Annotated in this window: 6 protein-coding genes; all 6 read right to left on the bottom strand. The window is 43.5% G+C overall.

The features are described from left to right. Positions 1–8: 8 nt before the first annotated feature. The gene (rnr, locus tag PS3_RS08030) at positions 9–2,345 is read right to left on the bottom strand and encodes a ribonuclease R (RefSeq protein ID WP_007122606.1); all 2,337 of its coding nucleotides are present in this window, start codon (positions 2,343–2,345) and stop codon (positions 9–11) included. A gap of 59 nt (positions 2,346–2,404) precedes the next feature. Continuing rightward, a complete protein-coding gene (gene secG, locus PS3_RS08035; RefSeq protein WP_040468719.1) occupies positions 2,405–2,644 on the bottom strand; it encodes a preprotein translocase subunit SecG in 240 nt (79 codons plus the stop codon). A gap of 64 nt (positions 2,645–2,708) precedes the next feature. Beyond that, positions 2,709–4,253 (bottom strand): ClC family H(+)/Cl(-) exchange transporter, encoded by a 1,545-nt coding sequence (locus PS3_RS08040; RefSeq protein ID WP_007122607.1) that lies wholly within the window; start codon positions 4,251–4,253, stop codon positions 2,709–2,711. A 90-nt stretch (positions 4,254–4,343) separates the two neighbouring features. After that, a complete protein-coding gene (locus tag PS3_RS08045; RefSeq protein ID WP_007122608.1) occupies positions 4,344–5,747 on the bottom strand; it encodes an amino acid permease in 1,404 nt (467 codons plus the stop codon). Positions 5,748–5,880: 133 nt separating this feature from the next. Beyond that, positions 5,881–7,203: a phosphopyruvate hydratase gene (eno, locus tag PS3_RS08050; protein WP_007122609.1), complete on the bottom strand. Its 1,323-nt coding sequence runs from the start codon at positions 7,201–7,203 to the stop codon at positions 5,881–5,883. Positions 7,204–7,289: 86 nt separating this feature from the next. Continuing rightward, positions 7,290–8,045, bottom strand: a complete 756-nt coding sequence (tpiA, locus tag PS3_RS08055) for a triose-phosphate isomerase (protein WP_007122610.1) — start codon at positions 8,043–8,045, stop codon at positions 7,290–7,292. Between the last annotated feature and the right edge of the window lie 32 nt (positions 8,046–8,077).

Genomic DNA, 8,077 nt, shown 5'->3' on the forward strand with positions numbered 1-8,077 from the left:
TCCTTTCATTAATGGCGACGACGCCGGTCACGTTTTTGTGGTCCATCATCATGCGGTCGGTGTCTAGCTTGACCACGATTGATTTGGCGATTATTCCGATTCCCATTATCTCGATTCCGAGAACTATGAGAGTTCCGTTGTCCACGCCGACCACCACGGCGATCATCCGCCTTAGGTACTCGTAGTTTAGTAACGGGAGCTTCGCGAGGATTAACCAACTCAAAGTCCACTTCCCGCAAGTCTTTATCAACGCGGAGTAACTTCACTTTTACCGGTTGACCAATTTGGAAAATATGATGGTGACTCCGACCAACTAGGGCCATATGTTTTTCAACGTATTCGTAGAAATCATCCTTCATCACACTAATGTGAATTAGACCTTCCACTGTATTTGGTAAGGAAACAAATAAACCAAATTTCATCACCGATGAGACGACCGCATCAAAGGTTTCCCCAACGTGATCTTCCATATATTCTGCTTTTTTCAGGCTATCAACGTCGCGTTCCGTATCGATCCCACGCCGTTCTGTGACTGATGTGTGTTCAGCAATCTCACCTAATCGATCACGATACTTAGCTTTGGCTTCCTCACCCTTTCCATGATCGTAATACCATTTAATTAAACGGTGGACCGTAGTATCAGGGTATCGACGAATTGGCGAGGTAAAGTGGGTATAGTATTGCGCTCCTAAGCCAAAGTGACCGCGTTCTTCATCAGAATACTTGGCTTGTTGCATACTCCGAAGCATCATGACCTGCACCATCTGCTCTTCAGGGGTACCCGCAACATCTTTTAAAACGTTTTGGAGCATTTTAGGCTGAACGTTATTTAAGTCCCCCTTCATTTGGATCCCAAAGACACTCAAAAACTCCGCAAAATTCCGTATGCGCTCGCTATCGGGGTGTTCATGGATCCGATATAGGAATGGCACATGCATTTGATCATAATGCTTAGCTACCGTTTCATTGGCTGCTAGCATAAAGGATTCAATCATCCGCTCCGATAATCCTCGATCCCGGACCTCAATATCAATTGGGTGTCCAAAATCATCCACGATAATCTTAGCTTCTGGAGCTTCAAAATCAATCGCTCCCCGATGCTGCCGATGTTTTAAGAGAATCCGATGCAAATCCGCCATCGTTTCAAACATTGGGACTAAATCTTGATATTCAGCGCGTGTTTTTTCATCATGGGATTCTAAAATTAAGTTGACGGCTTTATATGTCATCCGAGCATGAGAACGAATCACACTAGGGAATATCTTATGATTAACCACATTTCCCTGTGGATCAATTTCCATTTCACAACTCATCGCCAAGCGCTCTTCATTCGGATTTAATGAACAAATCCCGTTGGAAAGTTTCTTGGGAAGCATTGGAATAACTCGATCGGTCAAATAGACTGACGTACCACGGCGATAAGCTTCTTCATCGAGTGGGGTCCCTGGTCGGACATAATGACTTACGTCCGCAATGTGGACTCCTAGATGATAATTCCCATTATCTAATCGCCAAGCTACCACTGCATCATCTAGATCTTTGGATTCAATGCTGTCAATCGTAACCAAGGGTTGATCCGTTAAATCTGGACGCCCTAATTTTTCTTCTGGTTGAACCGTTTCTGGAATCAAATCGGCCTGGGCTAAAGCTTCCTCGGGGAATTCATGAGGAACATCATGCGCATAAACCACGGATAAAATATCAACCCCCGGTTCATCTTTATTTCCCACAACTCCCATTGCCGGCCCTGTCATGACCTGAGGAGCATCATCGTTAGGATAAGTAGCAATCGTTCCGGTGACGACATCATTATCCTGGGGATTAATCCCTTGGTCAGTAACGTAAAATTTATAATTAGCTAGCTTTTTGTCTTTAAGGATAATTTCACCAATAAAATTCCCCATCGTGAGGTGTTTAAATTCCCCCACTACTCGCGTGTAGCTGTGCGTAATAATTTCCGTTACTTGTCCTTCTGGTCCCTGCTCCTTACCATTGCCAGGACGCAGAATTTTGACGACGACCTCATCCCCATTAAGCGCATGCATCGTATGATCAGCATTTACATATACATCGGCTTGATTTTCATCATAAGCAACAAATCCGAAACCTTTGGGATTACCATGAAAAATCCCCGTAACCTGCTGAGGTTGCACTACCGCTTTAAATTCACCTAGATCGGTGACTTCCACTTTACCTTCACGCTCTAATTGAGCCAGCATTTGAATCAAAGAGGTGAATTCATCGGCCGAATTCATCCCTAAATTACTGCCGAGAATCTCGGCCGCAAAGCCTTGGTTGGTATGAGCCTGTAAATATTGTAAAATTTGTTCTTTTATTTCCGCCATAATATTCCTTTCATGATGAAAAGACCTCCCAGATATGCTAGGAGGCCTTTAGTGATGAATTAGTGTGATGATACAAAAACGAGCGCAAGCGCTAAGGCAAAGAAAGCGAAGCCAAAAATGGTCGTCGCAATTTGCATCACCGCTTCAAAGCCTCGTACTTTACGACGGGCAAACAAATCACCGCCACTACCTGAAAAGGCAGACATGGCATCATTGTCGTTTTTAGCCGGTTGCATCATAACGCAAGCAATCAACACTACACAATCAATTAAGAAGAGGGTCATTAAAGTATTTTGCACAATGTTTCCTCCAATTTTATTCGACCTATAACCATCTCATCATAACACACTCTTAGCGTTTTGGCTATGATCCCATCTCATGCGCCCATTGATTAATGGTCTCTTTATGTACCTGTTGATCTTGGTCAGTTAATTCAACGATTAAGGTATCCCCAACCTTCAACTTTGTGTCACCACGCGGAATGATCTGTTCTTCACCCCGCCAAATGCTTAAAATCAGGCAACCAGCTGGCCATTCAACTTCTTTAATCATCTTGTCCACTAAGCGCGATCCTTCATAAATGGAAGTTGTCATCTGGGTCATTCCTTTAAACATAATCTTTTTATGTTGTAAAAAGTTTTGCAACATCTCATTATAAACCGGTTGACCATTCAATAAATCAACGACTAAATATGCCACCATTGAAACTACCGCCAATGGCATTAAATGAGCTAAAGAACCAACCATTTCAGTAATTAATAAAATGGCCGTGAAAGGCGCTTTACTAATGCAGGCAAAATATCCCGCCATAGCGTAAATAATAAAATTAGGCAATAGATTTTGGGGCAAGCCCATAAACCGAATCATGAAGGCTCCATACAATGCGCCGAGTACAGCTCCGAGAGTTAAAATAGGTAAAAAGATCCCTCCTGGAATTTCAGCCCCGTATGAAATCATTGAAAAGACGAAACGTAAAACGAACAAGCCTAAGAAGAACCAAACCGAAACCGGTAATTTCGTTAAATTGACGATTAACTCGTTGCCGCCCCCTAATGTGATGGGTAAATACCAGGCAATGGGAATCACTAACAGAAAAGGAACAACCGGATACCATTGGGGTTTAAACCATTTTACCAGTCGACTCCATTTCCCTAAGCGAACAACGACATACTGATACAAGCGCCCCATGACCCCCAAAACAATTCCTAACAGGAGTAATTGCCAATACTGACCGGCCGGTAACACAGCTTCATGAGCAACGTCTAGATCCGGACGTAAGCCAAAAAATTGCATAGAGACAAAATTGGAACACAAGGCACTAATAAACACTGACATCCAGACTAAGGGCGAAAAATTATGATAGACCTCTTCTAAAATAAACATCGCGCTCGCCATTGGTGCATTAAAAGCGGCTGACAAACCAGCGGCCGCCCCACTAGCAATGCCGATACGGCGTTCAACCGGGGTTAAGGTCCGACGTTCGACAATTCCTTGACCAACTGTAGCACCTAATTGAATGGACGGACCTTCACGTCCTAAAAACAAACCAGCGCCAATGCCAAAGACCCCGCCAAGAAACTTCCGCCATAAAACTGGCCACCAGGCTTCTTCGTATTCGCCCATGAGTTGGCCTTCCACTTGTGGGATCCCTGACCCCTTAATATCAGGATAATTTTGACTTAGCCATCCTAAAAAAAGGGCCATTAACACACTTAGTACCGCCCACGGGATCAACCAGATTGGCTGATGATGAAAGAACTCGAATAATAAAAGGACTAAATTTAAGGCCTTTTGGATCAAAAGGCGAAAACAGCTAACTATTAATCCAGCTAATATACCAATCACGATCGCTAAACCGATTTGACGAAAATTATTATATTTTAAGGTTACTAAACGTTGTTCTTTCATCATAGCCTCCGTTACGAGAATAGTTTAGCACTTCCAACTTCACCAAAAAAGGAGCGATTTTTCGCTCCTAAACACCGTCCATTTTAACCATCAGGATTTATCAAGATCCGGATGACCATCCTTACCATAACGAATTAAGTAAACTATCGTTGCCACAATCAGAACTAATGCACCCACAATAACTGAAATTCGCGTATCTGGATTGACAAACATAAAGATCACAATCAAGGCCAACATTACAAAGGCAAAATAATTGGACAATGGATATAAAGGTAATTTAAATGGATGCGTCGCCATAATTTCTGGGTTATTGCGCCGGAAGCGCATCTCAGCCAGTAAAATTACAAACCAAGGAATCATTCCTGGTAAGACCGATGAACTAAAGACCACCACAAACATATTGGAGGTCGACTTATTAAAGACCGTGGCCAAAATGTCCAAAATAAACCCAATTAGAATTCCACCAGAAATTCCTAGGATCGCGGCATCGGGAATAATCCGTTTGGATATACGGCCAAAGATCTTAGGGGCATCACCTTCATGCGCTAATTTAAACAACATCCGACTGGAAGAATAAATTCCGGAATTGGCACCTGATAAAGCCGCCGTTAAAACCACGAAATTAATAATCGAGGCCGCTGCGGTAATCCCTACTTTGGCGAAGGTAGAAACGAAGGGCGAGCCAACACTTCCCAGTTGATTCCATGGATAAATGGTCACAATCACAAAAATTGCCCCCACATAGAAAATCAAAATCCGAAATAAGACGGATTTAACGGATTTAACAATCGCTTCTTGCGGATTAGCTACTTCACCAGCTGAAATTCCCAGTAGTTCAATCCCTTCATATGAACCAACGACAATCGACATGGCGAAAAAGAAACCAGTCCAGCCACCCGTAAAGAAGCCACCGTGCGACCATAAATTACTAAAGCCAGTCGGATGTCCACCATTACCAAAGCCGAAGAAAATAACCATAAAGCCTAGCAAGATCATTAGGATGATCGTGACCACCTTAATCATGGCAAAATAAAATTCCATCGTTCCATAGGCTTTCACACTCACTAAATTGGCGAGAGCTAAGAAGAGAATAATCACAATTCCTGAAACCCAGGCAGGTAAATGCGGCCACCAATATTGCAAATATTCCGTGGCTGCCACGACTTCTGACATCCCAACAACTATGTACTCAAACACATTGGCCCATTTAGCGAGATAACCAAAAATCGGATGCACATATTCGGCAGCATAATCGGCGAACGATCCAGTTCCGGGATTAATATAAATCATTTCTCCCAATGCTCGCATCACAACATACAAGACTATCCCGACTAAGGCATAGGCCAAGATGACTGAAGGACCGGTCCATTTAATCGTTGATGTCGATCCCATGAACAACCCCACTCCAATGGCACCACCTAGAGAAATCATTTCCATTTGTCCCGCCGTCATCGAACGGGACAACTCTGGCGCACCTGATGATTTATTACTCATCACAAACCTCCGTATCTTTTTTCCTCACAATCATGAATTATATTGCAATCTGGAGTCATTCGCAAATTTAATCCAAACAAAAAAGAGGTTCCGAACTAAAATTGTTCGGAACCTCCTTTATGACAAGCGCAAATTACTTGTTTTCAATTTCTTCACGGGTTTGTTCACTCAAGTTGTAGAATGAGTTGATTCCCTTGTATTGAGCAACGTCACCAAGGTTGTCTTCAATCCGCATTAATTGGTTGTACTTAGCAAGACGATCAGTCCGGCTCATTGAACCAGTCTTGATTTGACCAGCGTTCAAGGCAACCACTAGATCAGCAATCGTTGTGTCTTCAGTTTCACCAGAACGGTGAGAAACGATTGCCGTGTAACCGGCTTCCTTAGCCATTTCAATAGCTTCAACTGTTTCAGTCAAAGTACCAATTTGGTTAAGCTTGATCAAGATTGAGTTAGCAGCCCCCATCTTGATCCCCTTAGCAAGGTATTCAGTGTTAGTAACAAAGAAGTCATCACCAACTAATTGAACCTTCTTACCAAGCTTATCAGTAATGGTTACCCAGTCATCCCAGTTGTTTTCGTCAATTGGATCTTCAACTGATACAATTGGGTACTTTTCGATCAAACCAGTTAAGTATTCGATCCATTCTTCAGTGGTGTATTCTTCACCAGTTGACCAACGAAGCTTGTACTTCTTGTCTTCGTCGTTCCAAAGTTCTGATGCAGCCACGTCAGCAGCAATGGCAACGTCCTTACCAGGCTTGTAACCAGCAGCTTCAATCGCCTTGATTAAGTATTCAAATGGTTCTTCGTTGTTAGCAAAGTCAGGGGCAAAACCACCTTCATCACCAACTGCAGTAGCCTTTCCATCGGCCTCTAAGGCCTTCTTCAAAGCGTGGAAGGTTTCGGAACCCATCCGGATTGCTTCCCGGACACTCTTAGCACCGACTGGCATGATCATAAATTCTTGGAAGTCAACCTTGTTATCAGAGTGAGCACCACCGTTGATAACATTCATCATTGGTGTTGGCATCAAATGAGCATTGAAGCCACCAAGGTAGTTGTAAAGAGGAACTTCTAATTCGTCAGCAGCGGCCCGAGCAGCAGCTAATGAAACAGCCAAGATTGCGTTAGCCCCCAACTTACCCTTGTTTGGAGTTCCATCAAGAGCAATCATAGCCTTATCAATGGCAACTTGGTCAGTAACTTCCATACCAACCAATTCCTTTGCGATAACGTTGTTAACGTTAGCAACGGCCTTTAAAACACCCTTTCCGCCAAAACGGTCTTTATCACCATCACGAAGTTCAACCGCTTCGTGTTCACCAGTTGAAGCACCAGAAGGAACAATCCCCCGTCCAGCACCACCAGCTTCAGTGTAAACTTCCGCTTCAACAGTTGGGTTACCACGTGAATCTAAGACTTCACGAGCATAAATATCTGTAATAAGTGACATTTATATAGATCTCCTCTATTTCTTTAATTCCAAGCAATTTGCTTACAGTTTCATTGTATTATTTTGTGCATCTTAAAACAAGGATTTTAGTCATTAAAATTAACGAGTTTCAAGAAGGTCCGCGGGTCTAAACTCGCTCCACCAACAAGGACGCCATCAATATCTGGTTTCGCCATCATTTGCTTAATATTATCAGGGGTAATGCTACCTCCATAGAGGATCCGTGTCTGTTGTGCCACCGTTTCATTAAACATATGACCCAAGGTCTGGCGAATTAGGTAGCATCCCTCTTCGGCCTGACTAGGATCGGCACTTTCCCCGGAGCCAATGGCCCAAGTTGGTTCATACGCAATCGTCACCTGCTCAGCTTGTTGAGCGGTAAGTCCTTTTAAATCATCCAAAATCCGTGCCACCACCCACTCGACGCGTTGACTGGTGATTAAACGCCCCATTGTCTCATCACAACAAACAATGGGGCAAATCCCTGCTGTGATCGCCGCCTTAATTTTCCGGTTAATGAGTTGGTCATCTTCATGAAAAAGTTGCCGCCGTTCAGAATGGCCCAAAATAACATGATGAATCCCCGCCGCATACAAAGCAGTGGGACTTGTCTCGCCGGTATAAGGGCCACTGCTTTGATAATAGCAATTTTCGGCAGCGATCTTTAACGGGCTGTCCTGTGCAGCTTCTAACATAGCCGTTAAAGCAATTGGTTGCCCCGCAAGCGCGGTTTCCAATTGCGTTGCTGGAGGCAAAGCCGTTTTAATCTGCCTAACAAACTCCACCGATTCGGCAACGGTTTTATTCATTTTCCAATTTCCTGCCACAATTGGAGTACGCATCTTAAACCTCCTCAAACACAAAAAGGCTAGGT

This window comes from Limosilactobacillus gastricus PS3, from assembly GCF_000247775.1.
Classification (GTDB): Bacteria; Bacillota; Bacilli; order Lactobacillales; family Lactobacillaceae; genus Limosilactobacillus; species Limosilactobacillus gastricus_A.